A 26,849-nucleotide genomic window follows, 5' to 3' on the forward strand; every position below is an offset into this window, starting at 1 on the left:
GTCGGCGCGCGGGGATCGTGCGTGCCGACCCGTCAGTCGGTTTCCCCTCAGGACGACGCGAATGAACCCTTTCTCCCGCCCGCTCACGACGACCCGCCGCGAGCTGATCGCGACCGGCGGCGGCGCGCTGCTCGCCGGCTTCGCGCTGACGACGCCCGCGCACGCCCGCCTGATCGCTGGCGCCCGCGGCCTCGGCGCAGGTGCCTTCCTCGACGGCGTCGCCTCCGGCGAGCCGGCGCCCGACGCCGTCACGCTGTGGGGGCGCATCAGCAGCGAGCGCCCGCGCACCGCCGCGCGGCTGATCGTCGCCTCCGACCCGGATCTGTCGCGCGTCGTGGCGACGGCGCTGGTGCCGACCTCCGCAGCCGTCGACCACACGCTGAAGCTGCGCGTCGGCGGGCTGCAACCGGACACGCGCTACTGGTACGCGTGGCAGTCGCGCGACGCGCTGTCGCCGATCGGGCGCACGAAGACGGCGGCGCCGCCGGACAGCGAGAAGGCGATCGTGCTCGGCTTCTCCAGCTGCCAGCGCTTCGGCGACGGCTTCTTCAACGCGCACGCCGACGCCGCCGCGCGCGAGGACCTCGACCTCTACGCGCTGCTGGGCGACTACACCTACGAGTACGAGTACGCGGGCGACGCCGAGCTGGGGCGGGGCCCGGATCCCGCCAGCACCGACCTGACCAGCTACCGCGCGAAGCTGCGGCTCTACCGCGCCGACGCGCACCTGCGCGAGCTGCACCGGCTGCATCCGGTCGTGCACGTCTGGGACGACCACGAGGTGGCGGACAACTACACCGACGGCGAGCCGGCGCCGTCGCCGCAGCAGCGCGTCGCGGGCTACCGCGCGAGCTTCGAGTGGATGCCGCGGCTGTCGCTGCCCGGCGACCGCTACCGCCTCTTCCGCACCTGGCGGCTGGGCCGTCACGCGGAGCTGTTCATGCTCGACGAGCGCCAGTACCGCGACGCCGGGACGCCCGGCACGACGCTGCTCGGGCGCCGGCAGCTGGACTGGATCAAGGCGGGGCTGACGGGCAGCGACGCGAGCTGGAAGCTGGTCGGCAACCCGGTGATGATCGCGCTGCTCGGCCTCAACGGGCCAGGCGGCGGGATCTCCTTCAACAGAGACCAGTGGGACGGTTACCCGGCGGAGCGCGACGAGCTGCTCGGTCACATCGGCAGCGGGCCGATTGACGACGTCGCGTTCCTGACCGGTGACATCCACATGTTCTTCGCCAACCATCTGCAGGCCGACAGCAGACCGGGATCTGGTAGCCCGGTCGTCGCGACCGAATACGTCGGCGGCTCGGTCACCTCGACCGGGATCCCGTCGTGGCTGGAGGGGATCGGCAACGGCGCGATCAGACTCGCCAACCCGCAGATCCAGTACCTGCAGGGGGCGCAGCACGGCTGGTCGGTCCTGCGCGCCGACGCGCAGCAGCTGCGCGTCGACTACCGCGCCTCCGACATCAGCGTGCCCGGCGCCCCGCTGACGACGATCGCCTCGTTCGTCCAGCAGCGCGGCGCCAACAGCCTCGAGCAGGTCGCGGGCGAGCAGGAGGCGATGGTCGCGCAGACGCTCGGCGAGGACCCGGCGGCCCGCGCCGCCCGCCCCGGCACCCCGCTGGCCCGCCGCCGCGCAGCCGACGCGCTGTTCGCGGAGGCCGATGGGCGCGAGCGGCCGGCGCTCGCGGCGCGGGCGGCGAGGACGCGGACGAAGCAGCTGGGGGCGGGGCGATGAGCATGCGGGACGTCATCGCCGACCGTTCGCGGTCGCGCCGCTGGGCCGGCGCAAGCGCGGGCAGTCGCTTCGGCGCCGGCGCAAGCGCAGGCAGTCGCTTCGGCGCCGGCGCTCGAAAGCTCGTCGCCGCGCTCGTGCTCGCGGCGCTGCTCCCAGCGTCCGCCGCCGCCGCGCCGCCGGACGCCGATCGCCCGGCCGGCGCCGCCGACTTCGTCGCGGTCACGGCCGAGAACGGGACGCCGGGGGACCTGCAGGCGCTGCTGGACGTGCGCGAGGCGGGGCCGGACGCGGGCGTGCCGCGCTGCCTCGGCGACGCCAGCTTCGCGCGCACGGCGTGGGCCTGGATCGCGGCGAGCGATCGGCCGCAGCGGGTCGTCGTGGAGGCGACGCCGCAGGACGGCTCGACCCGGGTCCCCGACCTCGCGCTCTTCCCCCAGGACCCGGTCGTCCGCTCGACTGCGGACGTCAGCGAACCGTCTGCCTGCGACGGCCGCGAGACGCTCGGGGACGGCATCTTCGCCGACGGGCCGACCGTGCCCTTCGACGTCGCCCGCGGCGACGGATCCGCCGCCGTGTCGGCCGTGCTGCGGGCCGGGCGGCCGGCGCTCGTGCAGGTCGGCTGGCGCGAGGGAGACGAGCCGGCGCCGCTGCTCGTCACGCTGCACCGCGAGCCTCTCGACAGACAGCCGCTGCCGGCCGGCGACGACCCGGCCGACGCGCCCGTCCTCACGCTCGGCACCCCGACCGCCGTCGTGCTGCGCGGCGCGACGCTCGGTCGCGGTGATCCGGCCGAGCCGGCGTGCCCCGCCCCAGCGACCGTCTGGCGCCGCGTCGACCTCCCCGCCGCCGGCGCCTATGCCGTCGCCGCGACCGGTGCCGCGCAGACGCTGACCGCGTTCGCGGGCTCCGCACCCACCGGCGACTCCTCTCTCGCCTGCGCCGATCTCGCAGACACGGCCACGCTCGGGCTCACGCCGCGGATCGATGCTGCGGGGACGATGTGGGTCCGGCTTGGGGTCGATCGACCGGAGGCGGACGCGAGCGCGCAGGTCGTCGTCAGCGGCCCGTATGCCGACGAGCGCGCAGCGACGGACGCGCTGCCGAGACCCGGTGAGCCGCTCGTGCCGGGTCGCGCCAGAGCATCCGGCCTGGCCTGCGTGCGCGCAGCCGCCCCCCGCCTGACGATCTCCGCCGCCTCCATGCGCCGGCTGCACACCCGCCGCAGCCGCACGCTCGCCGGCACGGCCCGCCAGCCCTGCGACCCTCGCCACCCCCGCGCGCAGCACATCTCGATCGCCCTCGCCAAGCGCGCCGGCAGACAGTGTCGATGGTTCAAGCGCGGCCGCTTCGGTGGCAGGGGGGCGCGCTCCGCCTCCTGCAGCAGACCGCTCATCACGCTGTCCGCCCGCGGCGTCACGCGTTGGTCGCGGAGGCTGCCGAGGCTCGCTCCCGGGCGTTACCTCATCGTCGTGCAACTCGAGGCGAGCAGACCGAGAAGTCACGTCCGGCGGATCGGCTCGCGGACGCGGCGCGCGTTCACCGTCGTGCACGGCGGTGCGATCCGGAGAACCACGACCACCAGACGCGGAGGCACGCGCAGATGACCGCCATCACCCGCCGCCGGCTGCTGCAGTCCGGCTTGCTGACCGCCGCCACGGTCTCGTTCGGACCGGGCTTCTGGCGCGCGGCGCTGGCCGCGACCGCCGCGCCGGCGCAACCCGGGCCGGGGCCGTACGGGATCCTGCTGGCGCCCGACGCGAACGGGATCCAGCTGCCGCAGGGGTTCAGCTCGCGGCTGATCGCGCGCGCCGGCCAGCAGGTCGCCGGCACCGGCTACACGTTTCCGGTCTTCCCCGACGGCCAGGCGACGTACGCGACGCCGGACGGCGGCTGGATCCTCGTCACCAACAGCGAGGTCCCGCTCGTCGGCGGCGCTTCGGCGACGCGCTTCGACCGCGACGGCGAGATCGTCGACGCCTACCGGATCCTCGGCGGCACGAGCACGAACTGCGCCGGCGGCCCGACGCCGTGGGGGACGTGGCTGTCGTGTGAGGAGGTCGACGACGGGACCGTCTGGGAGTGCGACCCGACCGGCGCGACCGAGGCAGTCGAGCACCCCGCGATGGGCGTCTTCAAGCACGAGGCGGCCTGCGTCGACCCGGCCGAGCAGGTCGTCTACCTGACCGAGGACATCGGCGGCGGAGGGCTCTACCGCTTCACGCCGACCGACTACCCGGACCTGTCGCTCGGCCTGCTGGAGATCGCCTGCGACGGCGGTGACGGCCGGGTGGAGTGGCGCGCCGTGCCGAACCCCGGCGGCGGCTCCAGACAGCCGACGCGCGAGCAGGTCGCCGGCTCGATCCCGTTCGCGCGCGGCGAGGGGATCTGGTTCGACGAGGGAATCGTCTACGTCGCCACCACGAGCGACGAGACGATCCACACCTATGACACGCGCACGCAGACGCTGTCCGTCCTCTACCGCGCCGACGACGCGCCCGGCACGCCGCTGCGCGGCGTCGACAACCTGCACGTCTCGCGCTCTGGCGACCTGTTCGTCGCGGAGGACTCCTACGACAACGACCCCGACGCGATGGACGTCTGCATCATCAGCCCCGAGCGCGAGGTCGCCCGCTTTCTGAAGCTGACCGGCGATCAGCACTTCCTCGGCGGCGAACTGACATCGGAGACCGTCGGCCTCTGCTTCGACCCGAGCGGCACGCGCCTCTACCTCGGCTCGCAGCGCGCCTGGTTGACGGGCGCCGTCTACGAGATCAGCGGCCCGTTCCGGACCGAGCGGCCGGCGACGGGCGGCAGACCGGACGGACCGGCCCAGCCGAGCGGGCTGGGCCCCCCGGCTGGGCCGGCCGGCCCGGCCGGCAGCGGGGATGGCACACCCGCCGGTGGCCCGGGGCCGGGTGCGCCCCAGGCCGTCAGAGGACCGCAGCGCGGGGGTGTCGTGGGCCTGCCGTTGGGCCTCGACGTCGCGAAGCGGGTCTCGGCGGAAGGCTTCGCCGCACGAGGACTCGCGCTCGCGCTGACGCTCGATCGCTCCGCCACGGTGCATGCGAGGCTGACGGCCAGACTTCCCAGAGGCGACCGCCTGCGCACCGTCACGCTCGCGCGCCTCACGAAGAGACCAGGCCGCGGCAGCACACGGCTGCGGCTGAGACCGGCGAACCGCGCGATCGCGAGACTGCTGCGCGCGCGCCGCAGACCGCTCGCGGCGACGCTGGAGATCCGCGTCATCAGCCCGGGCGCTCCCGCCCGCACGTTGCGTCGCAGCGTGCGGATCATGCCGCGCGACTGAAGCGCTGAGCGCTCGCTTCACGCAGGCACGGCAGGTTTACTGCTGCTCTGCGATAGCAGACCTGCGGTCCTCGGGCGCCGAGACCGGCATCCGCTCAGCCGAGCGCCCGCTCGACCCTGTCCGCGATCGACCGTGCGAGCGCCAGCGAAGCGGTCGCGGCGGGGGAGGGGGCGTTGCGGACGTGCAGCGCGGCGGCGCTCTCGCTGACGACGAAGTCGTCGATCAGCGCGCCGTCGCGCCCGACCGCCTGGCCGCGCACCCCGGACGGGCCGGGCAGCAGATCCTCGGCCTGGATCTCCGGGATGAAGCGGCGCGCGCTCTTCGCGACGGCCTCCGTGCTGAAGGCATGGCGCAGCTCGTCGAAGCCGGTCCGCCACCATCTGCGCACCATTCGGTAGGTGCCGGGCCAGCGCAGCGTCGCGGCGACGTCGGCCGGGACGATCCGCGAGAGCCGGTAGGCGTCGCGCGCGGCGACCATCAGCGCGGTCGGCCCGACATGCACCTCTCTGTCGATCCCGCGCGTGAGGTGGATGCCGAGAAACGGCAGCTCCGGATCCGGCACCGGATAGATCAGTGCCTTCACCAGCTCCGCCCGCGGCTCGCGCAGCACCCGGTAGGCGCCGCGGAAAGGGACGATGCGAACGTCGGGCACCGCGCCGCCGCCGACCGCGCCGCCGCCGACCGCGCTACCGCCGGCGGCCCCGCCGCGACTCGCCCCCCGCGGCACCAGCACATCCGCCCACGCCCCCGCGCAGACGACCGCCCGGCGCGCGCGCGTGCGGCCGTGGGCGTGGACCAGTTCGACGCCGCCGCCGGCGGGCTCCAGCAGCTGCTCGACCGCGCAGCCAGTCGTGACAGTCCCGCCGGCCGCGACGACCTCGCCGGCGAGCGCCCGCGCGACCGCGGGGAAGTCGACGATGCCGGTGTCCGGCGAGTGCAGCGCCGCGACGCCGCGCACGTGCGGCTCGATCTCGGCCATGCCGGCCGCGTCGAGCCGTCTGAGACCGGGCACACCGTTGGCGACACCGCGCCGCTCCAGCTCGTCGAGCCGCGGCAGCTCGCTCGCATCCGTCGCGACGACGAGCTTGCCGCAGCGTTCGTGGTCGATCGCGTGCTGCTCGCAGAACGCGTACAGCTCGCTCGCGCCGGTGACGCACAGCTGCGCCTTCAGCGAGCCGGGCTTGTAGTAGATGCCGGCGTGGATCACGCCGCTGTTGTGGCCGCTCTGGTGCGCGGCGACATCGGGCTCGCGCTCGATCACCGCGACCTTCAGGCCGGGCTGGCGGCGCAACAGCTCACGGGCGGTCGCGAGGCCGAGCAGACCGGCCCCGACGATCGCGAGGTCGCACGCCGCGGGCGGCACCGGGGTGGTCGTCGCCGTCATAGGCGGGGGACCCTAGCGGATCCAATTCTGTGCGTCCATGCGCCGATCGGGATCCAGGTGGGCCAGAATATCCGCCAAACGGCGAACAGTCTCAGAATTAGGATCCAATCCATTGACGGGTGCTCTGAACGCCCGTACGCTGGGACGATCACATGGCGAGCAACGATCCAGTCGAAGAGGCGCTCGGCGCGCTGAGGCCGCTGGCCGACGGCACCGCCGCGACGGCCGCCGGCGACGGCTACGAGCCGATCGGCCAAGCGGTCACGCGACGGCTGCGGGAGGCGATCATCGAGGGTCAGCTCGCGCCCGGCACGCGGATCCGGCAAGAGGCCGTCGCGCACCACCTCGGCACGAGCCGGATCCCGGTCCGCGAGGCGCTGCGCGCGCTGGAGACCGAGGGCCTCGTGGTGCTGGTGCCGCACAGCGGCGCGCGCGTCGCGCGGCTGGACTTCGCCGAGCTGACCGAGCTGTACCGGATCCGCGAGGCGATCGAGCCGATGGCGATCGCCGCCAGCGCGCCGCTCCTGAGCGACGAGCAGCTGAGCGAGCTGCGGGAGCTGGTCGAGATCGTCGAGCACTCGTTCGACGACCCGCTCAAGTGGCTCGAATACGACCGTCTCTTCCACGTCAAGAGCTATCAGGCTGCGCCGCTGCCGCGCGTGCTGGAGATGGTCGACAGGCTGTGGAACACGACGCAGCACTATCGCCGCGCGTACAACAACACGCTCGACGCCGACGACATCGAGATCGTCCGCGTCGAGCACCGCGTGATCCTCGACGCGCTCGAGCGGCGCGACGGGGAGGACGCCGAGTCGCGCCAGCGCTCGCACATCCGCCGCACCCGCCTGACGCTCACGGCCCACCAAGAGGTCTTCACCACCTGAACGTGTGCGGGGCTGCTGCGCCCGCCGCCCCCAGGTTCGCCATTCGCCATTCGCCACCCGCCAGTTCGCAGTCCCGAAGGAGATCGTCGATGACCGCAACAGAAACCCCCGTCCACGGCCTGCTGATCGACGGCGAGTGGAGACAGGGCGCCGGCGTGCTGGAGCGTCGCAACCCTGCGCGCCCGAGCGAGCTGGTCGCGCGCGTCGCGACCGCCGGCCCCGACGACGTCCGCGCCGCCTACGACGCCGCCGCGGCGGCTGCGCCCGGCTGGCGCCGCACGCCGCCGCCCAAGCGCGGCGAGATCCTCTTCGCCGCGGCCGCGCTGCTGGCGCAACGGGTCGACGCGATCGGTGAGGAGCTGTCGCGCGAGGAGGGCAAGACGCTGGCCGAGGGCCGCGGCGAGGTCGCGCGCGCGGTTCAGATCTTGCGCTGGTTCGCGGGCGAGGCGTCGCAGCCGCTGGGCGACGTGCTGCCGTCGGCGGGCGCGACGACGTTCGTCTGGTCCGAGCGCGCGCCGCTGGGCGTCGTCTGCGTCATCACGCCGTGGAACTTCCCCGTCGCGATCCCGATCTGGAAGATCGCGCCGGCGCTCGCGTTCGGCAACACGGTCGTGTGGAAGCCGTCCGAGCTGACGCCGCTGTGCGCCGTGCGCGTCGCGCAGGTGCTGACGGAGGCGGGCCTGCCGCCGGGCGTGCTGAACGTCGTGCACGGGCTGCCGAGCGAGATCGGCGACGCGGTCACCGGCGACGAGCGGATCGCGGCGCTGACGTTCACCGGCTCGACCGCGACCGGCCGCCGGATCCAGCGGGCGGTCGTCGGGCGCGGCGTGAAGGTGCAGCTGGAGCTGGGCGGCAAGAACCCGGTGATCGTGCTCGACGACGCCGACCTCGAGCAGGCCGTCGAGCAGACGCTGCGCGGCGCGATGATGTCGAGCGGTCAGAAGTGCACGGCCACCAGCCGCGCGCTCGTGCTGCCCGGGATCCGCGACGCGTTCGCGCAGCGGCTGATCGACCGCGTCGGCGCGCTGCGCGTCGGCGACCCGCTGCTGGAGCGGACGCAGATCGGTCCGCTCGTCTCCGAGGGGCAGCGCGACCGCGTCGTCTCCTACCTCGACGTCGCGGCGCAAGAGGGTCACGAGCTGGCCGTCGGCGGGCGCGACGCGGCGCCGGACGGCGACGGCTGGTTTGTCGCGCCGACCGTCTACCGCGACGTCGACCCGGCCTCGCGGCTGGGTCAGGAGGAGGTCTTCGGGCCGGTGCTCGGGCTGATCGCCGTCGACTCGCTGGAGCAGGCGGTCGAGGTCGCCAACGGGACGCAGTACGGGCTGTCGGCGTCGATCTTCACGCGCGACATCGCGCGCGCCTTCGCGTTCGTGCGCGAGGTCGAGGCGGGCATGGTCCACGTCAACTCCGAGACGGCCGGCGCCGAGCCGCAGGTCCCCTTCGGCGGCAGCAAGGCGTCCAGCTCCGGCTCGCGCGAGCAGGGCAAGGCCGCCGTCGCCTTCTTCACCGAGACGAAGACCGTCTACCTCGACATGCCGTCGAGCTGACGGCCGCGCTATTGCTGGTCGAACAGCTCGTGGTGCGCGTCCAGCAGCACGCGCGTGCGGCGGATGTGCGAGCGGATGCGCTGCTCGGCGTCGACGGGGTCGCGCCGGTCGAGCGCGTCGAGGATGTAGCGGTGGTCGAGGTCGACGAAGTCGAAGTCGGCCGTCGCGAGCATCGTCCGGTACGCGCGGCGGTAGTGCTGCGTCGTGTTCCAGAGGTCGTCGATCAGCGCCAGCAGGCGCGGCATCTCGGCGGCCGCGTAGCTGCCGAGATGGAAGCGCCGATCGAGCTCCAGCCAGCGCGGCTCGTCATCGACCGCGGCTGAGATCTCCTGCTGCAGGCGGTGCAGCTCGGCGAGCTGCTCGTCGCTCAGGCGCGGCGCGCTCTCCGCGATCGCGATCGGCTCCAGCGCCTCGCGGATGCGGTACAGCTCGAGGTGCTCGGCGAGGTCCAGGCGCGCGACGCGCGCGCCGCTGTGCGGCACCAGCACGACGAGGCCCTGGCTCTCGAGCTGGCGCAGCGCCTCGCGCACGGGGATGCGGCTGACGCCGAAGCGCCGCGCGAGCGCCTCCTGGCGCACGCGCGTGCCGGGCGCCAGGCGCCCCGACAGGATCGCCTCGCGCACGTGCCGCGCGATCGCGTTGCCGAGCGGCTCGTAGCCGGCGCCCGCCGCGGCGGCCTCGGCGGCGACCGGCTCGATCGCCGCCAACAGCGCGTCGTCTGCCTCTGACTGCTTGCTCACGTGCGTTTCCCCGTTTGACCGCGCCAGATCCTACTCCGGCGCTGATCGGATCCAAACAATAAATGCGCTGACGAGATTTGGATCCGAACTTTGCCAAATGGCAGAGAAATCGGCGGCAAATCACGCCAAATGGATCCCTGAATTCCTTGACGCGATCAGAATGGATCCGATACGGTCCTCGACGCTTGGGCGCGCCGCCCTCGTGGAGCGCGCGGCGCGCGCCGTCAGACGACTGCGGGAGGACCCCACCACATGCCCGGCAACCGCCCGACCGAGACCGTCGACGTGCCGTCGCAGGCGACGCTCGACGAGATCCGCCGCATCGCCGCGCTCGTGCGCCATGAGACCGTTCGCCTGATCGAGGTCGCCGGCAGCGGCCACTACACGAGCGTCTTCTCCTGCGCCGAGCTGCTGGGCGCGCTCTACGGCGGCGTGCTGCGGCTGTCGAGCGACCCGGACTGGCCGCAGCGCGACCGGCTCGTGCTCAGCAAGGGCCACATGGCGGTCGGCGTCTACCCGCTGCTGGCGGAGCGCGGCTACTTCCCCGCCGACTGGCTCGACGGCTACACGCGCGTCGGCAACCCGCTCGGCGACCACCCCGACATGCGCCGCGTGCCCGGCATCGACTTCTCCTCCGGCTCGCTCGGCCACGGGCTCTCGATCGGCGTCGGGATGGCGCAGGCGGCGCGCATGAGAGGCGCGCCCAGCCGCATCTGGGTGCTGCTCGGCGACCAGGAGCTGAACGAGGGCCAGATCTGGGAGGCGGCACAGGCCGCGGGCCACTTCGGCCTCGGCAACCTCGTCGCGATCGTCGACCGCAACCAGATGGGGCTCGACGGCCTGACCGAGGACGTCATGACCGTCGAGCCGATCGTCGACCGCTTCCGCGCGTTCGGCTGGGACGTCGTCGAGGTCGACGGGCACGACCCGGCCGCGGTCTGGCAGACGCTCGGCGCCGCGCCGCCGACCGACAGCGCGAAGCCGACCTGCATCGTCGCCCATACCGTCAAGGGCAAGGGGATCGGGTACATGGAGCTGTCGCGCACGTGGCACCTCGGCTACCTCGCCCCGGCCGACGCCGCCGATGCCACCCGCGAGCTGGAGCAGTTCCATGCCTGAGCCCGTCGCAGCGCCGTTCCGCGCGCCCGTCCCGTCCGACGCACGCAGCTGGGACATGGCCAGATCGGAGCAGCTCGCCGACTCGGCCGTCGCCGGCCGCGTGCTCGCCGACCTGGCCGACGGCGACGAGCGGATCGCGGTCCTGACCGCCGACCTGAAGTTCTCCAACCGCACCGTCGACTTCGAGCGCCGCCACCCGGAGCGCTTCCTCAACGTCGGCATCGCCGAGCAGCACATGGTCACGATGGCTGCGGGGATGGCGACGTTCGGCTACGTCCCCTACGTCGCCACGTTCGCCAGCTTCGTCGGCCTGCTGTGCGCCGAGCAGCTGCGCACCGACCTCGCCTACCCGGGCCTGCCGGTGCGCGTGCTGGCGCACCACGCCGGCATCTCGCTCGGCTTCTACGGCACCTCGCATCACGCGACCGAGGACCTCGGCCTGCTGCGCGCGATGGCGAACATGACCGTCGTCTGCCCGTGCGACGCGGCTTCCGTCGAGCAGGCGCTGCGCACGACCGTCGACCACGACGGGCCGATCTACTTCCGGCTCGGCCGCGGGCGCGACCCGCAGGTGTACGCGGCCGGGGCGCCCGGCTTCGAGGTCGGCCGCATCGCGACGCTGCGCGCCGGCGGCGACCTGACGATCGTCGCCAACGGCATCACCGTCTCCGCCGCCCTGCAGGCGGCCGAGCAGCTGGCCGCCGACGGGATCGAGGCGGCCGTGCTCGACGCGCACACGGTCCGTCCGTTCGACGCCGAGACGCTGTGCGCGGCGGCGGCCGGCAGCGGCCGCCTGCTCGTCGCGGAGGAGCACAACGTCGTCGGCGGCCTCGCCTCGGCGTGCGCCGACGCGCTCGTCGACGGCGGGATCGGCGACGTGCGCCTCGCACGCGTCGGCATGCCGCCCGACGAGTACGCCCTGATCGGGCCCCCGACCCATCTCTACCGCCACTACGGCCTCGACGCGGACGGTCTCGCCGCCCGCGCGCGGGACCTGCTCGAGCAGCGCTGAGGCGCCTGGAGGAGCAGCACGATGACGAACGACACCCGTTTCTGGCATCCCTTCTCGGACATGGGCGCCGTCGGCGCCGACGGCCTCTTCACGCTCGCGCGCGCCGAGGGCGTGTGGATCTGGGACACGCGCGGCGAGCGCTACCTCGACGCGACCGCGAGCCTCTGGTACGCCAACGTCGGCCACGGCCGCGCCGAGATCGCCGACGCCGTGCACGACCAGCTGCTGAAGCTCGATGCCTACTCGACCTTCGGCGACTACGCCAACGAACCGTCGGAGCGGCTCGCGCAGCGGCTCGCCGCGCACGCGCCGATGGACGACGCGCGGATCTACCTCACGAGCGGCGGCGGCGACTCGATCGACACCGCGGCGAAGCTCGCGCGGCAGTACTTCAGCGTGCTCGGGCAGCCCGAGCGGGTGGTGCTGCTGAGCCGCACCAACGGCTACCACGGCACGCACGGCTACGGCACCGCGATCGGCGGGATCGAGGCCAACCGCGCCGGCTACGGACCGCTGATGGAGCACACGGCGCTGGTGCCGTGGGACTCGCTGCCGGCGCTGGAGGAGACGATCCAGCGGATCGGCCCGCACCGCATCGCCGCCTTCTTCGCCGAGCCGGTGATCGGCGCGGGCGGCGTGCTGCCGCCGCCGGACGGCTATCTCGAGGGCGTCGCGGCGATCTGCCGCGAGCACGGGATCCTGTTCGTCGTCGACGCGGTCATCTGCGGCTTCGGCCGTCTCGGCGAGTGGTTCGGGATCGAGCGCTGGGGCGTCACGCCGGACATGATCGTCTTCGCGAAGGGCGTCACGAGCGGCTACCAGCCGCTCGGCGGCGTCGTCGTCGGGGGCGAGATCGCCGAGCCGTTCTTCGCCGCGCCCGGGCACTTCGTGCGCCACGGCGCGACGTACGCCGGGCATCCGGCCTGCTGCGCGGCGGCGAACGCGAACCTCGACATCCTCGAACGCGAAGGGCTGATCGCGCGCGGGCGCGAGCTGGAGGAGGAGCTGGCGGCGGTGCTGGCGCCGCTGACGGACCATCCGCTCGTGCGCGAGGTGCGCGCCGGGACGGGGCTGCTGGCCGCGTTCGAGCTGGAGCCCGCGGCGCTCGCGGGCGGGCTGACGGTGCCGCAGGTGTCGTTGGAGATGCGCGCCCGCGGCGTCCTGACGCGGCCGCTCGGCAACGCGGTCGCGGTCTCGCCCCCGCTGACGGTGCAGCGCGCCGAGCTGGAGCTGATCGGCGAGGTCGCGCGGATCTCGCTCGACGCGATCCTCGAGCGGATGCCGCCGCTGGCGGCGCGCGCATGACGGGCGTCGAGCGGCGGGCCGCCGCGACGAGCCTCAGCACGGTCGCCGACCCCGCGCTCGCCGGCGGCGCGGCGTGGATCGAGGGCGAGCTGGTGCCGGTCGAGGAGGCCCGCATCCCGATCCTCGACACCGGCTTCGTGCGCTCGGACCTGACGTACGACGTCGTGTCGGTCTGGAGAGGGTCGTTCTTCCGCCTCGACGACCATCTCGCGCGCTTTCAGCGCAACTGGACGCGCGTGCGGCTGTCGCCGCCGTTCGGGCGCGACGAGATCCGCGCGCTGCTCATCGACATGGTCCGCCGCAGCGGCCTGCGCGACGCCTACGTCGCGATGATCTTGACACGCGGCGTGCCGGCCCCGGGCGAGCGCGACCCGCGCAGCTTCCGCAACCGCTTCTACGCGTATGCGGTGCCGTTCGTGTGGATCCAGCGTCCCGACCAGCAGGCGGCGGGCACGCACCTCGTGATCGCGCGCGACACGATCCGGATCCCGCCGACGGCGGTCGACCCGACCGTGAAGAACTTCCACTGGGGCGATCTCGTGCGCGGCCTCTACGAGGCGTACGACCGCGGCGGCGCGCTCGGCGCGCTGACCGACGGCAACGGCAACGTCACGGAGGGGCCGGGCTTCAACGTCTTCGCGCTCGTCGACGGCGTGCTGCGCACCCCCGCGGACGGCGTCTTCGACGGGATGACGCGGCGCACGCTGATCGAGCTGGTGCAGGAGGAGGGAGCCGCGCCGTTGCAGCTCGGCCCGCTGCCGGTCGCGGAGCTCGCGCGCGCCAGCGAGGTCTTCCTCTCCAGCACCGCCGGCGGCGTGATGCCGGTGACGACGCTGGACGGGGCGACGGTCGGCGACGGGAGGCCCGGCGAGCTGACCAGACGGCTGCAGGCGCGCTACTGGCTCGCGCACGAGGATCCGCGCTTCGCGACGCCGGTGACGCGATGACGGCGGGTGCGCGCGGCAGTGTCTGCGTCGTGTCGGCGCTGCTTTCGCCATCGGGCGCAAGCCGGATCCAATTTGCTGGCCGCTCGGCGGAATGGGATCCCAACAACCCGTTCTATCGTCCTGAAATGGCCTGCGAAGCGACATTTAGGATCCGATTTCTTGACAGAGGATTCGATCCTCGGATACGGTCGGTCAGGGAGAGCGACGACGGAGCACCGCAGACGACCGCTGGAGCGGCCGCCCCCACGCACCCGTCCAAGGAGCCAGCCCTGTGAGCACTTCTGCCGGATATCTCGAGCTCGTCGGCGTCGAGAAGAGCTTCGGCGACACCGCGGTCCTGCACGGCATCGACGTCTCGATCGCCGAGGGCGAGTTCATCTCGCTGATCGGACCGAGCGGCAGCGGCAAGACGACGACGCTGCGGATCATCACCGGCGCCGACCAGCCGACCGACGGCTCGGTGCGGCTGGCCGGCGCGGACATCACGTTCGTGCCGCCGCACAAGCGCGGCTTCTCGATGGTCTTCCAGCACTTCGCCCTGTTTCCCCACAAGAACGTCTACGACAACGTCGCCTACGGCCTGCAGCTGCGCAAGGTCGGCAAGCGCGAGCTGCAGCAGCGCGTCGACGCGATGCTCGAGCGCGTGCACATGCGTGAGTACGCGCGGCGCCGCGTCGGCGAGCTGTCGGGCGGCCAGCGCCAGCGCGTCGCGATCGCGCGCGCGCTCGTGATCGAACCGCGGCTGGTGCTGCTCGACGAGCCGACGGGCGCGCTCGACGCGAAGCTGCGGCTGCGGATGCAGAGCCAGCTGAAGGAGCTGCACCGCGAGCTGGGGCTGACCTTCATCCACGTCACGCACAACCAGAGCGAGGCGCTCGCGCTGGCCGACCGCGTCTTCGTCATGAACGACGGGCGCGTCGAGCAGTCGGGGCCGCCCGCCGAGGTCTTCAACGCGCCCGCGACGCGCTTCGTGGCGGAGTTCGTGGGGCGCAACAACCTGATCGACGGGACCGTCGACGGAGGCGACTTCGTCAGTCCGCTGGGCTCCTTCCGGCTCAACGGCCGCGCCGACTGCGAGGGCCTGCACGGCCCCTGCACGGCGGTCATCCGCAGCGACTCGCTGCGGCTCGGCGAGGCGCCCGACGGTGCGCAGGGGGCGAGCGCGCAGTTGCAGGCGCTCGAGTACGGCGGGTCGTACGTGACGTGGTTCTTGACCGCAGGGGGAACGCAGCTGCAGCTCGACGTGCGGGCGGAGGAGTCAGGGGCGCTGCGACCAGCGATCGGACAGCGGTACGCCGTCTGGTGGAAGCCCGACGACGCCCACTACCTGCGCAGCGCCTGAGCCGGGCTGCCCAGCAAACGACCAGTCATGAGGGAAGAGGGAATGACTCATCTCAGCTATGAGGAGATGTCGCGGCAGCGTGCGCTCGCCGAGGCGCGCTACACCCGCCGCACGATGCTGCAGGGCGGGCTGAAGGCGGCCGGCGGCCTCGCAGCGACGGGCGCGCTCGGCGTGCTGCTGAGCGCCTGCGGCAGCGACAGCACGAGCGGCAGCACCTCCGGTGGCGCCGGCGCGACCGGCGGCGGCGCGACGGAGGGCGGCACGGTCCGCGAGATCGGCCTCAGCCTGACCGAGGACCCGCGCATCTTCGGACCCGCGCAGAAGGAGCTGGGGATCAAGATCGAGGGCAAGTCCGACAACCTCGGCAACCAGATCACCTTCTGGCAGCAGAACTACAGACAGTTCGACATCGACCAGCTGAACTTCAACCAGCTCGGCGCGATCCAGGACACGATCAGAGAGATCCCGGTCAGCGAGATCAGAGCCTGGAACGACCAGGTGATGCCGCTCTTCCGCGAGCCAGGGCAGCCGGGCTACAACAGAAGATCCGGCTGGCCGATCGCCGGCACGTACACCAGAGAAGCGATCGAGAGCAGAAGATACGACGTCTTCCAGGCCGTCCCGACCTGGTTCGGCTTCGACGCCTTCGGGTACCTCGACGGCCAGGCGAGAGGCGATCTGAAGTCCTACGGCGCGATCTTCGATCCCGTCAACAAGGGCCACGCAACCCTGCTGAACGAGCCGATCACGAGCGTCATGAAGGTCGCGACCTTCCTCGAGGGCAGCGGACAGGCTGACTTCAGAGGACCGATCAACAACCTCACCAGAGAGGACCTGGCGATCGTCTTCAGATTCCTCGGCGAGCAGAAGTCCAACGGCCAGTTCCGCCTCTTCTGGAGCGACTTCGGCCAGCTCGTCGACCTGCTGACCGCGGGCGAGGTGTGGATCGGCGACTTCTGGGCCAGCGCGGTCGCCGCGGCCGCCGACGGCGGCGCCAGAGCGATCTTCGTCAACGACCCGACCGAGGGCAGCAACGGCTGGATCCAGGGCTGCGCGGTCTCCAAGGAGGCGGCCGACTACGACGCCGCGATCCGCTACATCGACTGGAGCCTCGAGAGCGGCGTCGTCGGCTCGATCCTCGGCACGCAGGGCTACTACTCGCCGCGCCCCGACGCCGCGCAGAGACTGCTGGAGGCGCAGGACGCCCCCAGCGGCGGCGGGACCGCGTGGGACTACTGGTACGAGGGCGCCGTGCCGGACGAGCGGCCGTCGCTCGACGAGCGCCTCAGACACGTCGCCGACTGGCAGGCGTACCCCGACGAGTTCCAGGAGTACTCGCGCCTGTGGACGGAGTTCACGGCGGCCTGAGATGTCGCTCTCGGTGCGCACCCCAGCAGAGTCGGCCGGCACGCGCGGGCGCGCGCCGGCCGCGTCCGACCACGCCGCGCAGCTGCGCGCGCAGACGCGCCGCAGACGCCGCGAGACCGCGCTGCTGCTGACGCCCGCGCTGCTGTGGGTGCTCGTCGCGGTCGTGATCCCGCTCGGGATGATCGTGTGGGTCAGCTTCTGGCGCGCGGACGGCCCGACGCTCGTGCACACCTTCGACCTGACGACGTGGGACAACGTCATCTCCAGCGGGGCCTTCCGCTCGCTCGCGTGGCAGACCGTCAAGGTCGTCCTGATCGTGCTCGCGATCGTCGCGACCGTCGGGCTGCTGAGCGGCTACTTCCTCGCGCGCTTCGTGCGCTCCAGACGGCTCGCGGCGATGCTGCTGATGCTCGCGATCCTGCCGTTCTGGACCAGCTACGTGATCCGCATCATCACGTGGCAGCCGCTGTTCGGCAACAGAGGCGTGCTCAACTACATACTCACCAAGGTCGGGATCCTCGACCAGCCCGCCGACGTCTTCCTCTACAACCAGACGGCGATGATCTTCGCGATGGCGTCGCTGTACGTCGTCTTCGTGATCGGTCCCGTCTTCTGGGCGCTCAGCCGCATCGACGACGACGTCATCGCCGCGTCGCGCAGCCTCGGCGCGAGCGCGTGGCAGACGTTCTGGCGCGTCGAGTTCCCGCTCGCCAAGGGCGGCCTCGTCGCCGGCTGCTTCTTCGCCGCGATCTTCCTCTTCGGCGACTACGCGACCGAGCAGCTGATCGGCGGCGGCACCAACCCCGCGCTCAGCGGCACGATCCGCGCGATCGCCGGCTCGGGTCAGTGGCCGACCGCGGCCGCGCTGTCGGTCGTCCTGCTCGCGCTCGCGGCGATCGTGCTCGGCGTCTTCATGAAGATCCACGACCTGCGGCGGGAGCTCTGACGATGAACCGAAACCGACTGACAAGCGGCCAGCGCGTCGTCAAGGGGATCTCCGGGACGCTCTTCGCGTTCGTGCTGCTGCTGCTCTACGCGCCATTCGCGGTGATGATCTCGTTGTCGTTCCAGGAGCGCGGCACCGCCGTCTTCCCGCCGACCGAGTTCAGCACGATCAGCTATCAGAAGCTGTTCGAGCCGAGCAACTACAGCCTCTTCACGATCGCCGGCGAGCCGCTGACGAACTACTTCCCGCCGCTGCGGCTGTCGCTGCTGCTCGGGCTGCTGACGGCGCTGCTGGCGACCGTCTTCGCGCTGATGGCGGCGCTCGCGTTCCGGCGCGCCTTCCGCGGCCGCGGCCCGCTCTTCTACGTGCTGCTGCTGGGGATGCTGACGCCGGGCGTGATCCTCGGGCTCGGCATGCGCCTGTTCGCCGACGAAGTCGGGCTGGACGCGCACTGGTACACGACCGGGCTGCTGCTGCACGTCGCCTGGACGATGCCGTTCGGCTTCATCGTCTTCCTGATCTTCCTCAACCGCTATGACGACTCCGTCGAGGAGGCCGCGGCATCGCTGGGCGCCTCGCGCTGGACCGTCTTCCGCACGATCACGCTGCCGCTGCTGGCGCCCGGCGTGATGGGCTCGCTGCTGTTCGGCTTCACGCTGTCGCTGGACGAGGTGCAGCGCTCGAGCTTCGTGATGGGCAACGACCAGACGCTGCCGATGGAGCTGCTCGCCGTGACCGGCGTGCGCATCACGCCGGTCGTCTACGCGCTCGGATCGCTGATCGCGGTCGCCTCGTTCGCGTTCCTGGCGCTCTACTTCGTCGGCTTCGAGCGCGAGCGCCGCCGCACCGCGCTGATCGCGCCGGACGAGGACGACGACTTCACCCTCGCGCCGCCGACGGCCCCGGCCGCGGCCGCCTGACATCCGCCTCGAGAACTGAAGGGAACCCACGTGGGCTATCGCATCTCGGTCGACACCGGAGGAACGTTCACCGACGTCGTCGTCGCCGACGACGACGGCGAGCTGCACATCGCGAAGGCGCTGACGACCTACGAGCGCGCCTTCGAGGGGATCGCGGCCGCGCTCGCCGACGTCGCCGCTTCGCTGGGGCTGCAGCTGGCCGAGCTGCTGGCGCGCACCGACGGCTTCACCTACGGCACGACCCGTTCGACGAACGCGATCGTCGAGCGCAAGACCGCGCGCACGGCCTTCTTCACGACTGAGGGCTTCCCCGACATCCTGCTGCTGCGCGAGGGCGGCAAGCTCGACCCGTTCCGGCAGATGGCGTTCCCGCCGCCGTACGTCCCGCGCCACCTGACGTGGGAGATCCGCGAGCGGATGGACAGCGACGGCAGCGCCTTCCGCGGGCTCGACGAGGCGGCCGCCGTCGCCTCGATCCGCGCGGCGGTCGCGGCCGGCTGCGAGGCGATCGGCGTCTGCCTGCTGTGGTCGACGGTCAACTCGGCGCACGAGCTGCGCGTCGGCGCGCTGATCGCCGAGCACGCGCCCGGGCTGCCGTTCACGCTCTCGCACCAGCTCAACCCGATCGTGCGCGAGTACCGGCGGGCGTCGTCGACCGTCATCGACGCGTCGCTGAAGCCGGTGATGCAGGCGTTCCTGGAGGAGCTGGAGCGCGACCTGCGCGCGGCCGGGCTGGCCGGCGACCTCTTCATCTCGACGTCGTTCGGCGGCGCCTGGCGCCCGCGCGAGGTCGTCGAGCGGCCGATCTACTCGGTCGGATCGGGGCCGTCGATGGCGCCGGTCGCCGCGCTCACCTACGGCACCGTCGAGCTGGCCGACCACACCGTCGCGCCGCCGACGCCGCCGGACCTGCTCGTCTGCGACACCGGCGGCACGACCTTCGACGTCGGCCTCGTCAGCGGCGGCGAGGTCCACTACACCTCCGAGACGTGGCTCGGCGGCCGCTTCACCGGCCACATCACGGGCACGCGCGCGGTCGACGTCAAGTCGATCGGCGCCGGCGGCGGCTCGATCGCGTGGATCGACGCGGGCGGGCTCGTGCACGTCGGCCCCGAGAGCGCGGGCGCCGATCCCGGACCCGCGTGCTACGGCCGCGGCGGCACGCAGCCGACGATCACCGACGCCGCGCTGCTGCTCGGCTACCTCGACGGCTCGAACTTCCTCGGCGGCCGCCTGACGCTCGACCGCGACGCCGCCGAGCGCGCCTTCGCGCCGCTGGCGCAGCAGCTCGGGATGACGGTCGAGGAGGCCGCCGACGCGTCGCTGACGATCGCGAGCGAGAACATCGTCGGAGCGATCCGCGAGATCACGATCTCGCAGGGGATCGACCCGCGCGAGGTCGCGATCGTCGCCGGCGGCGGCGCGTCGGGCCTCAACATCGTCAAGATCGCGCGCGAGCTGGGCGTGCGGCAGGTGCTGCTGCCGAGCACCGCCGGCGCGCTGAGCGCGTGCGGCGCGCTCTACGCCGACGTGATCTCGGAGTTCGCCGTCAGCCGCTACGCGGAGACGCGCAGCTTCGACGCCGACGACGTCAACGAGGCGCTCGCGACGGCCGAGGCGCAGGCCGACGCGTTCCTGGCGGACCTGTCGGGCGTGCGGACGGTCGCGACGCGCAAGGAGTTCTTCGTCGAGGCGCGCTACCGCCAGCAGGTGTGGGAGCTGAACGTCGCGCTGCCTGGCGACCGCTTCCGCACGCGCGCGGACGTGACGGCCGTGGAGGATGCCTTCCACGCGACCCACCGCCGCATCTTCGCCGTCGACGAGCCCGGCCAGTACCTCGAGTGCCTCGTCTGGAAGGTGCGCGCGACCGCCGAGCTGGCGAAGCCGAGTGTCGCCGGGCGGCCGCTCGCGCCGGATGCCGACGAGGCGCCGGTCGAGCGCCAGCCGGCGTACTTCCGCGGCGTCGGCCACGTCGACGCGGCGCGCTACGACGGCGCGCTGCTGCCGCGCGGCGCGACGGTCGACGGGCCCGCCGTGATCCGCGAGCCGACGACGACGGTCGTCGTCTACCCGGGCTCGCGCGCGACCGTGACGGCGTCCGGCAACTACATGATCGACACAGCCGCCGAAGCGGTCCAGCCGCTCGGCGCGGAGAAGGGCGAGGTGACGGTATGAGCCAGATCGACCCTGTGCTGCTGGCGGTGATCGCCAACCGTCTCGACACGATCGTGCGCGAGATGGAGAACACGCTCCTGCGCACCGGCCGCTCGGCCGTCATCAACATGGCGCGCGACTTCTCGTGCGCGCTGATCACCGGTGACAACCGGCTGCTGTCGACCGCCGAGGGCCTGCCCGTCCACGTGATCGGGACCGAGTACCTCGGCGAGGCGATGTGCGAGCTGCACGACGACATCGCCGAGGGCGACGCCTTCCTGCACAACGATCCCTACCTCGGCAACACGCACCCGGCCGACCACACGATCCTCGTCCCCGTCTTCTACGAGGGCGAGCACCTCTTCACGACGGCCGCGAAGGCGCACCAGGCCGACATCGGCAACGCCAGCCCCACGACGTACATGCCGTTCGCGAGAGACGTCTACGAAGAGGGCGGCCTGATCTTCCAGGCGACGCGGATCCAGCGCGGCTACCAGGACGTCGCCGACGTGATCCGCATGTGCAGACGCCGCATCCGGGTGCCCGAGCAGTGGTACGGCGACTACCTCGCGATGATCGGCGCCGCGCGGATCGCCGAGGCGCGTCTGAAGGAGCTCGCCGACCGCTACGGCGCGCAGACGCTGAAGGCGTTCGTGGAGGAGTGGTTCGACTACTCCGAGCGCACGATGCAGCACGCGATCGCGCAGATGCCCGGCGGCACGATCGTCGGCCGGGGACTGCACGACCCGCTCGCGCCGGTGCTGCCCGACGGTGTCCCGATCAACGTCAAGATCACGGTCGATCCCGACGCGGGCATGGTCGAGCTGGACCTGCGCGACAACATCGACTGCGTGCCGCTCGGGATCAACGAGTCGAGAGCGTGCGCGACCAACAACGTGATGACCGGGCTGTTCAACTCGATCGACCCGAGCATCCCGCACAACGCCGGCAGCTTCCGCCGCGTGCGGGTGCTGCTGCGCGAGAACTGCATCGTCGGGATCCCGCGCTTCCCCGCCTCCTGCTCGGTCGCGACGACCAACGTCGGCGAGCGGCTCGTCGTCACGACGCAGAAGGCGATCGCGGACGCATGGGACGGCTACGGCCTGGCAGAGGGCGCCTGCGGGATCGGCGCTGGCTTCGCGGTCGTCTCCGGCCGCGACGAGCGGCGCGGCGACGAGCCCTACGTCAACCAGAAGTTCCTCGGCTCCCAGGGCGGACCGGGCGGACCCGAGCACGACGGCTGGATCACGTACGGCAACGCCGTCACCAACGGCCTGATGACGCGCGACTCGGTCGAGATCGACGAGCAGAAGTACCCGGTGCGCGTGCGCGAGATCCGCATGCGGATGGACTCCGAGGGGGCCGGCCGCCGCCGCGGCGCGCCCGGTGCCGACGTCACCTACGGACCGAAGACGACGCCGATGCACGCCGCCTACGTCACCGACGGCTTCGCCAACCCGCCGCGTGGCACGCGCGGCGGCGGGGGCGCCGCGGCCTCGATCCCCTACAAGGTGCTCGCGGACGGCAGCGAGCAGCCGCTGGACCCGATCACGCAGGTCGAGATCGGTCCCGGCGAGCTGCTCGGCCACGCGCTCTCGGGCGGCGGCGGCTACGGCGACCCGCTCGCGCGCGAGCCCGAGCGCGTGCGCGAAGACGTGCTCAGCCAATGGGTCTCCTTCGCGCGTGCGCGCGACGTCTACGGCGTCGTCTTCAGCGCGGACGTGCTCGCCGACGAGCTGACCGTCGACGCTGAGGCGACGGCGACACGGCGGGCGCAACTGCGCACGGCCCGTGTCGGCGGCTGAACGGGCGGGCGGGGGTCGCACGCCGCGCCGGGCGCCATCGGCGGTTGCCGACGGCGCCCGCTGCGCCCGAGCGCAGGACGACGTCGGTTCGGATCGCGCTGACGGACCTCGCCGCGCAGTCGCCCGGGTCGACGTCGGGGCGATCCGTCGCAACGTCGAGCGGCTCGCCGCCGTCGCGGGCGACGGCGTGCTGCTCGCGCCCGTCGTGAAGGCCGACGGGTACGGGCACGGCGCGGCGTTGGCGGCCGGCGCCGCGCGCGCCGCCGGTGCGCGCTGGCTGTGCGTCGCGACGGCGGCGGAGGCGCTGGCGCTGCGGCGGGCTGGGCACGACGGGATCCGCATCCTCGTGCTCGGGGCGCTGTCGGAGGCCGAGCTGCCCGACGCGCTGGCGGCTGGCGCCGACATCGCGCTGTGGGATCCGGCGCTGCTGCGGCGGCTGCCGGGCGACGCGCGCGTGCATGTCAAGCTCGACAGCGGCCTCGGCCGGCTCGGCACGCGCGACGCGCGCGCGGCGAAGGACCTCGCCGACGCCGCCGGCGACCGGCTCGCCGGTGTCTGGACGCACTTCGCGACCGCTGAGGACCACGACGACCCTTTCTTCGAGCAGCAGCTGGAGCGGTTCGCGCGCTGGGCGCTGCCGCTGCGCCGCCCGGGGGTGCTCGCGCACGCGGCCAACTCGGCGGCGCTGCTGCGCGCGCCGGGCGCCCGCGTCGATCCGCGCTTCGACCTCGTCCGTCCGGGCGTCGCGATCTACGGGCTCGACCCGTTCGGAGGCGATCCCGCCGCGCACGGGCTCGTGCCGGCGCTGCGGTTCCTCTCGTGGGTCGCCGCGGTGAAGCGGTGCCGCGCGGGCGAGAGCGCCGGCTACGGGCGTCGCTTCGTCGCGCGTCGCGACACGTTCCTGGCGACGCTGCCGATCGGCTATGGCGACGGCTGGCGTCGCGCGCTCGGCGAGCGTGGCGGGGAGGTGTCGATCGGCGGCCGCCGCTTTCCGCTGGCGGGAACGATCAGCATGGACAACATGACGGTCGACCTTGGGCCCGCCGGTGGCGGGGTGCGCGTCGGCGACGAGGCCGTCCTGCTCGGCGACGGGATCACGGCGGAGCAGGTTGCCGCGTCGATCGGGACGATCAACTACGAGGTGCTCACGGCGCTGTCGGCACGCGTCCTGCGCGTGCCGGTGGGCTAGCGGTGTGTCGGGCGGACGTTGCCCGACACGCCTTCAGGCGTGACGCTCTTCGCCGCGCTCGACCGGCGCCAGTATCGCGGCGTCGACGCGCGGGGCGGGGAAGCCGGCGGCGGTCAGCGTCGTGCGCCAGGCGTCGTCGATCGGGCCGCGGTGTATCACGCGCAGCGTGTCGCGATGGAGCGTGGGAAGCACGTCGCGGACGTCGCCGTGGGTGAACAGCGCCCAGCGGATCGCGGGCTGCTGAGCCGCGGCATCGTACGACGGGAAGTGGAGGTCACTGGAGTTCACGACCGGCTCCTTCGGGCAGGGGGCGACGAAGAGGCGAGGCGGTCATGACCTCGGCGGCGCCGTTCGTGAGCGCCGACAGGAACGGTAGCACCCGCCCGCCGCCCGCTCGCCACCTACCCCGGCCGCCGCTGCCCCGCGTTCTGCGCCTGCAGCCAGTTCGGGTAGAACGGACCCGGTCTGCCGGCCGCGTCGAGCGTCTCCAGTTCCTCCGCGCTCAACTCGACGTCGACCGCGCCGAGGTTGTCGGTCAGCTGGCCGAGCCGGCGGGCGCCGACGATCACGCTCGTGACGGCCGGCTTCGCCAGCAGCCATGCGAGCGCGACCTGGGCGGCGCTGACCTCATGGCGCTCAGCGATCGGGATCAGCGCCTCGATCACGTCGTAGCCGCGCTCGCGGTCGATCGGCAGGAACTCCGATTGCGCGAAGCGTCCCTCTGCGTCGCTCGTCTCGCGCGTGTACTTACCGCTCAGGAAGCCGCTCGACAGCGGGCTCCAGACGAGCAGGCCGAGCCGCTCGTCTTCGATCAGCGGCAGCAGCTCGTGCTCCAGGTCGCGCCCGACAAGCGAGTAGTGCGCCTGCAGCGAGACGTACCGCTCCAGGCCGTGCAGGGCGGAGACCCCGAGCGCTCTGGCGAGCTGCCAGGCGGCGTAGTTGGAGCAGCCGACGTAGCGCACCTTGCCCTGGCGCACCATGTCGTCGAGCGTGCGCAGCGTCTCCTCCAACGGCGTCAGCGGATCGAAGCTGTGCACCTGGTAGAGGTCGACGGTGTCGGTCCCGAGCCGGCGCAGGCTGCCCTCCAGCGCGCGCATCAGATGCACGCGCGACTGGCCGACGTCATTGGCGCCGGGGCCCATCCGCCCGTGCGCCTTGGTCGCCAGCACGACCTCGTCGCGGCGCCCGCCGAGCGCTCTGCCGAGCAGCTGCTCGCTCTCGCCGGCGGCGTACATGTCGGCGGTGTCGAAGAAGTTGACGCCGGCGTCGAGCGCGTGGCCGACGAGGCGGTCGACGTCGGCGGCGCCGAGCGCGCCGATCGTCTCCCACCCCGCGCTGCCGGCGCCCCCGAACGTCATCGCGCCGAGGCAGATGCGCGAGACGAGCGTCCCGCTGTTTCCGAGCTGCGTGTACTGCATGGCCATTGGTCGGCTCCTTCGCGCGATCGTGGGGTGCTCCCCAGGCTAGCCCGCTGGATCTGGATGAAACAGTGTCTAGACTCCACGATTCATGCGCGATCGTCCGACATCGACGGCGGATCCGCTCTCCGACGTGCTCGACCTGCTGCGCGTCGAGCGCGCGGTCTCGGCAGTGCTGGAAGCCGGCGGCGCGTGGGCGGTCCGCTTCCCGCCTTACGCGCACGTCAAGTTCTCCGCCGTCCTGCGCGGCAGTTGCTGGCTCGTCGCCGACGGCGTCGCCGAGCCGGTCCGGCTGCACGCGGGCGACGCCTACCTGCTCGCCGACGGCGCCCCGTACGTGCTCGCGAGTGACCTCGGGCTGGAACCGGTCGAGGCGGGTCCGATCTTCGAGCGGGCGCGGGCGGAGGGGCGGGCGGCGCGCGTCGGGGATCAGGCTTGCGGCGGCCACCCCGACCTCGTCATCAGCGGCGGCGGCTTCTCCTTCGACGCGCGCAACGCCGCCCTGCTGCTCGACGCGCTGCCGCCGCTCGTCGTGATGCGCGGCGACGATCCCGCGGCGCCGCGCGCGGCCGCGGTCGTGCGGGCGGCGGTCGAGCTGCTGGCGGCCGAGCGGGCGCAGCCGTCGCTCGGCAGCGGCCTGATGCAGGAGCGCCTGGCCGACGTGCTGTTCCTGCAGGCGCTGCGCGTCGTCGTCGCGTCGGGCGCGTCGCCGGCGCAGCGCGGCTGGCTGAGCGCGCTCGGCGATCCGCAGATCGGCGCCGCGCTGCGGCTGATGCACGGCGAGATCGCCCGCCGCTGGACGGTCGCGGAGCTGGCCGCGGCGGTCGGGATGTCACGCTCCAGCTTCGCCGAGCGCTTCCGCCGCCTCGTCGGCGCCGCCCCGCTCGACTACCTGCTGCAGTGGCGGATGCGCACGGCGGCGCGCGCGTTGGAGGACCCCGCCCGGACCGTCTCGTCGGTCGCATACGCGTGGGGCTACACGTCGGACAGCGCCTTCAGCAACGCCTTCAAGCGCGTGATGGGCAGCGCCCCGGCGCACTACCGCCGCGGCGATACCCTGAAGGGGTGGCGACCGCGACCAGACCGTTGAGACTGACCGTCAAGGGCGCCGCCACGCGGGCGCGGATCGTCGCCTCGACCGCCGACCTGATCCTCGCGCGCGGCGTCGGCGGCACCAGCCTCGACGACATCCGGCTCGACACCGCCACCAGCAAGAGCCAGCTGTTCCACTACTTCCCCGAGGGGAAGGCGGAGCTGGTCCGCGCCGTCGCGGAGTTCCAGGCCGACCGCGTGCTCGACGCGCAGCGACCGGAGCTGGAGACGCTCGACGACTTTGCGACGTGGGAGCGCTGGAGCGGGCGCGTGCTCGACCACTACGGCAGCCAGCAGCATGGCTGGGGCTGCCCGATCGGCGCGCTCACGAACGAGGCCGCCGCCGGCGACGACGCGCTGCGGCGCCAGCTCGCCGCCTACTTCGACCGTTGGGCCGGCTACCTGCAGCGCGGGATCGAGCGGATGCGCGACGCCGGCCTGCTGCGCGCCGAGGTCGACCCCGCCGCGCTCGCGACGAACATGCTCGCGACGCTGCAGGGCGCCCTGCTGCTGACGCAGGCGCACCAGTCGATCGCCCCGCTGCAGACCGCGCTCGACGGGATCCTCGCGAGCCTGCGGGCGTGGGCGGCCCCAACCTGACTCACGCGCCGGCGCCCGCCCCCGCT

22 protein-coding genes are annotated in these 26,849 nt (G+C 72.7%); 18 read left to right on the forward strand and 4 right to left on the reverse strand.

What is annotated here, in order from left to right; translation table 11 throughout:
- The first annotated feature begins 61 nt into the window (after positions 1 to 61).
- The 3 genes from Q7L65_RS14995 to Q7L65_RS15005 are packed head-to-tail and all read left to right on the forward strand — an operon-like array spanning position 62 to position 5,048.
- Positions 62 to 1,741 carry an alkaline phosphatase gene (locus Q7L65_RS14995; protein WP_304722280.1) on the forward strand — a complete coding sequence of 560 codons (1,680 nt, stop codon included), beginning with the start codon at positions 62 to 64 and terminating at the stop codon, positions 1,739 to 1,741.
- A complete protein-coding gene (locus tag Q7L65_RS15000) occupies positions 1,738 to 3,345 on the forward strand; it encodes a hypothetical protein (RefSeq protein ID WP_304722281.1) in 1,608 nt (535 codons plus the stop codon). Before Q7L65_RS14995 ends, Q7L65_RS15000 begins: the two co-directional genes overlap by 4 nt.
- The gene (locus Q7L65_RS15005) at positions 3,342 to 5,048 is read left to right on the forward strand and encodes an alkaline phosphatase PhoX (RefSeq protein ID WP_304722282.1); all 1,707 of its coding nucleotides are present in this window, start codon (positions 3,342 to 3,344) and stop codon (positions 5,046 to 5,048) included. The genes Q7L65_RS15000 and Q7L65_RS15005 overlap by 4 nt, the downstream gene beginning before the upstream one ends.
- Positions 5,049 to 5,142: 94 nt before the next feature.
- Here Q7L65_RS15005 and Q7L65_RS15010 read toward each other — a convergent pair whose 3' ends face one another.
- The gene (locus tag Q7L65_RS15010; RefSeq protein ID WP_304722283.1) at positions 5,143 to 6,432 is read right to left on the reverse strand and encodes an FAD-dependent oxidoreductase; all 1,290 of its coding nucleotides are present in this window, start codon (positions 6,430 to 6,432) and stop codon (positions 5,143 to 5,145) included.
- A gap of 152 nt (positions 6,433 to 6,584) precedes the next feature.
- Between Q7L65_RS15010 and Q7L65_RS15015 the strand changes: the two genes are divergently transcribed.
- Together Q7L65_RS15015 and Q7L65_RS15020 are read left to right on the forward strand one after the other, a co-directional pair.
- Positions 6,585 to 7,316, forward strand: a complete 732-nt coding sequence (locus Q7L65_RS15015; protein ID WP_304722284.1) for a GntR family transcriptional regulator — start codon at positions 6,585 to 6,587, stop codon at positions 7,314 to 7,316.
- Positions 7,317 to 7,405: 89 nt separating this feature from the next.
- Entirely contained in the window at positions 7,406 to 8,866 is a 1,461-nt protein-coding gene (locus tag Q7L65_RS15020; RefSeq protein ID WP_304722285.1) for an aldehyde dehydrogenase family protein, read from the forward strand.
- 8 nt (positions 8,867 to 8,874) lie between these two features.
- On the opposite strand, the gene Q7L65_RS15025 is transcribed toward Q7L65_RS15020, so the two are convergent.
- Positions 8,875 to 9,606: a GntR family transcriptional regulator gene (locus tag Q7L65_RS15025; protein WP_304722287.1), complete on the reverse strand. Its 732-nt coding sequence runs from the start codon at positions 9,604 to 9,606 to the stop codon at positions 8,875 to 8,877.
- A 252-nt stretch (positions 9,607 to 9,858) separates the two neighbouring features.
- Here Q7L65_RS15025 and Q7L65_RS15030 point away from each other — a divergent pair, with 252 nt between their 5' ends.
- From Q7L65_RS15030 to alr, 11 genes are all read left to right on the forward strand, one after another.
- Positions 9,859 to 10,725 (forward strand): transketolase, encoded by an 867-nt coding sequence (locus tag Q7L65_RS15030; RefSeq protein WP_304722288.1) that lies wholly within the window; start codon positions 9,859 to 9,861, stop codon positions 10,723 to 10,725.
- Positions 10,718 to 11,737 carry a transketolase family protein gene (locus Q7L65_RS15035; protein ID WP_304722289.1) on the forward strand — a complete coding sequence of 340 codons (1,020 nt, stop codon included), beginning with the start codon at positions 10,718 to 10,720 and terminating at the stop codon, positions 11,735 to 11,737. Before Q7L65_RS15030 ends, Q7L65_RS15035 begins: the two co-directional genes overlap by 8 nt.
- A gap of 21 nt (positions 11,738 to 11,758) precedes the next feature.
- Entirely contained in the window at positions 11,759 to 13,042 is a 1,284-nt protein-coding gene (locus Q7L65_RS15040; protein ID WP_304722290.1) for an aspartate aminotransferase family protein, read from the forward strand.
- The gene (locus tag Q7L65_RS15045; protein ID WP_304722291.1) at positions 13,039 to 13,989 is read left to right on the forward strand and encodes an aminotransferase class IV; all 951 of its coding nucleotides are present in this window, start codon (positions 13,039 to 13,041) and stop codon (positions 13,987 to 13,989) included. The genes Q7L65_RS15040 and Q7L65_RS15045 overlap by 4 nt, the downstream gene beginning before the upstream one ends.
- A gap of 271 nt (positions 13,990 to 14,260) precedes the next feature.
- On the forward strand, positions 14,261 to 15,331 hold the full coding sequence (locus Q7L65_RS15050) for an ABC transporter ATP-binding protein (protein WP_304722292.1): 1,071 nt from the start codon (positions 14,261 to 14,263) through the stop codon (positions 15,329 to 15,331).
- Positions 15,332 to 15,373: 42 nt separating this feature from the next.
- Positions 15,374 to 16,699 carry a PotD/PotF family extracellular solute-binding protein gene (locus Q7L65_RS15055; RefSeq protein WP_304722293.1) on the forward strand — a complete coding sequence of 442 codons (1,326 nt, stop codon included), beginning with the start codon at positions 15,374 to 15,376 and terminating at the stop codon, positions 16,697 to 16,699.
- Positions 16,700 to 16,712: 13 nt separating this feature from the next.
- Positions 16,713 to 17,645: an ABC transporter permease gene (locus tag Q7L65_RS15060; RefSeq protein ID WP_304722294.1), complete on the forward strand. Its 933-nt coding sequence runs from the start codon at positions 16,713 to 16,715 to the stop codon at positions 17,643 to 17,645.
- Positions 17,646 to 17,647: 2 nt separating this feature from the next.
- Entirely contained in the window at positions 17,648 to 18,565 is a 918-nt protein-coding gene (locus tag Q7L65_RS15065) for an ABC transporter permease (protein WP_304722295.1), read from the forward strand.
- Positions 18,566 to 18,595: 30 nt separating this feature from the next.
- Positions 18,596 to 20,740: a hydantoinase/oxoprolinase family protein gene (locus tag Q7L65_RS15070; protein ID WP_304722296.1), complete on the forward strand. Its 2,145-nt coding sequence runs from the start codon at positions 18,596 to 18,598 to the stop codon at positions 20,738 to 20,740.
- On the forward strand, positions 20,737 to 22,524 hold the full coding sequence (locus tag Q7L65_RS15075) for a hydantoinase B/oxoprolinase family protein (RefSeq protein ID WP_304722297.1): 1,788 nt from the start codon (positions 20,737 to 20,739) through the stop codon (positions 22,522 to 22,524). Before Q7L65_RS15070 ends, Q7L65_RS15075 begins: the two co-directional genes overlap by 4 nt.
- Positions 22,511 to 23,713, forward strand: a complete 1,203-nt coding sequence (gene alr / locus Q7L65_RS15080; protein WP_304722298.1) for an alanine racemase — start codon at positions 22,511 to 22,513, stop codon at positions 23,711 to 23,713. Before Q7L65_RS15075 ends, alr begins: the two co-directional genes overlap by 14 nt.
- 33 nt (positions 23,714 to 23,746) lie before the next feature.
- On the opposite strand, the gene Q7L65_RS15085 is transcribed toward alr, so the two are convergent.
- On the reverse strand, positions 23,747 to 24,001 hold the full coding sequence (locus tag Q7L65_RS15085) for a hypothetical protein (protein WP_304722299.1): 255 nt from the start codon (positions 23,999 to 24,001) through the stop codon (positions 23,747 to 23,749).
- Positions 24,002 to 24,114: 113 nt separating this feature from the next.
- Positions 24,115 to 25,131 (reverse strand): aldo/keto reductase, encoded by a 1,017-nt coding sequence (locus Q7L65_RS15090; RefSeq protein WP_370552576.1) that lies wholly within the window; start codon positions 25,129 to 25,131, stop codon positions 24,115 to 24,117.
- A 91-nt stretch (positions 25,132 to 25,222) separates the two neighbouring features.
- On the opposite strand from Q7L65_RS15090, the gene Q7L65_RS15095 reads away from it, so the two are divergent.
- Positions 25,223 to 26,221: an AraC family transcriptional regulator gene (locus Q7L65_RS15095; protein ID WP_304722302.1), complete on the forward strand. Its 999-nt coding sequence runs from the start codon at positions 25,223 to 25,225 to the stop codon at positions 26,219 to 26,221.
- Positions 26,197 to 26,823, forward strand: a complete 627-nt coding sequence (locus Q7L65_RS15100) for a TetR/AcrR family transcriptional regulator (protein ID WP_304722303.1) — start codon at positions 26,197 to 26,199, stop codon at positions 26,821 to 26,823. Before Q7L65_RS15095 ends, Q7L65_RS15100 begins: the two co-directional genes overlap by 25 nt.
- Positions 26,824 to 26,849 lie beyond the last annotated feature (26 nt).

It is taken from the genome of Conexibacter sp. CPCC 206217, assembly GCF_030646165.1.
GTDB lineage: Bacteria > Actinomycetota > Thermoleophilia > Solirubrobacterales > Solirubrobacteraceae > Conexibacter.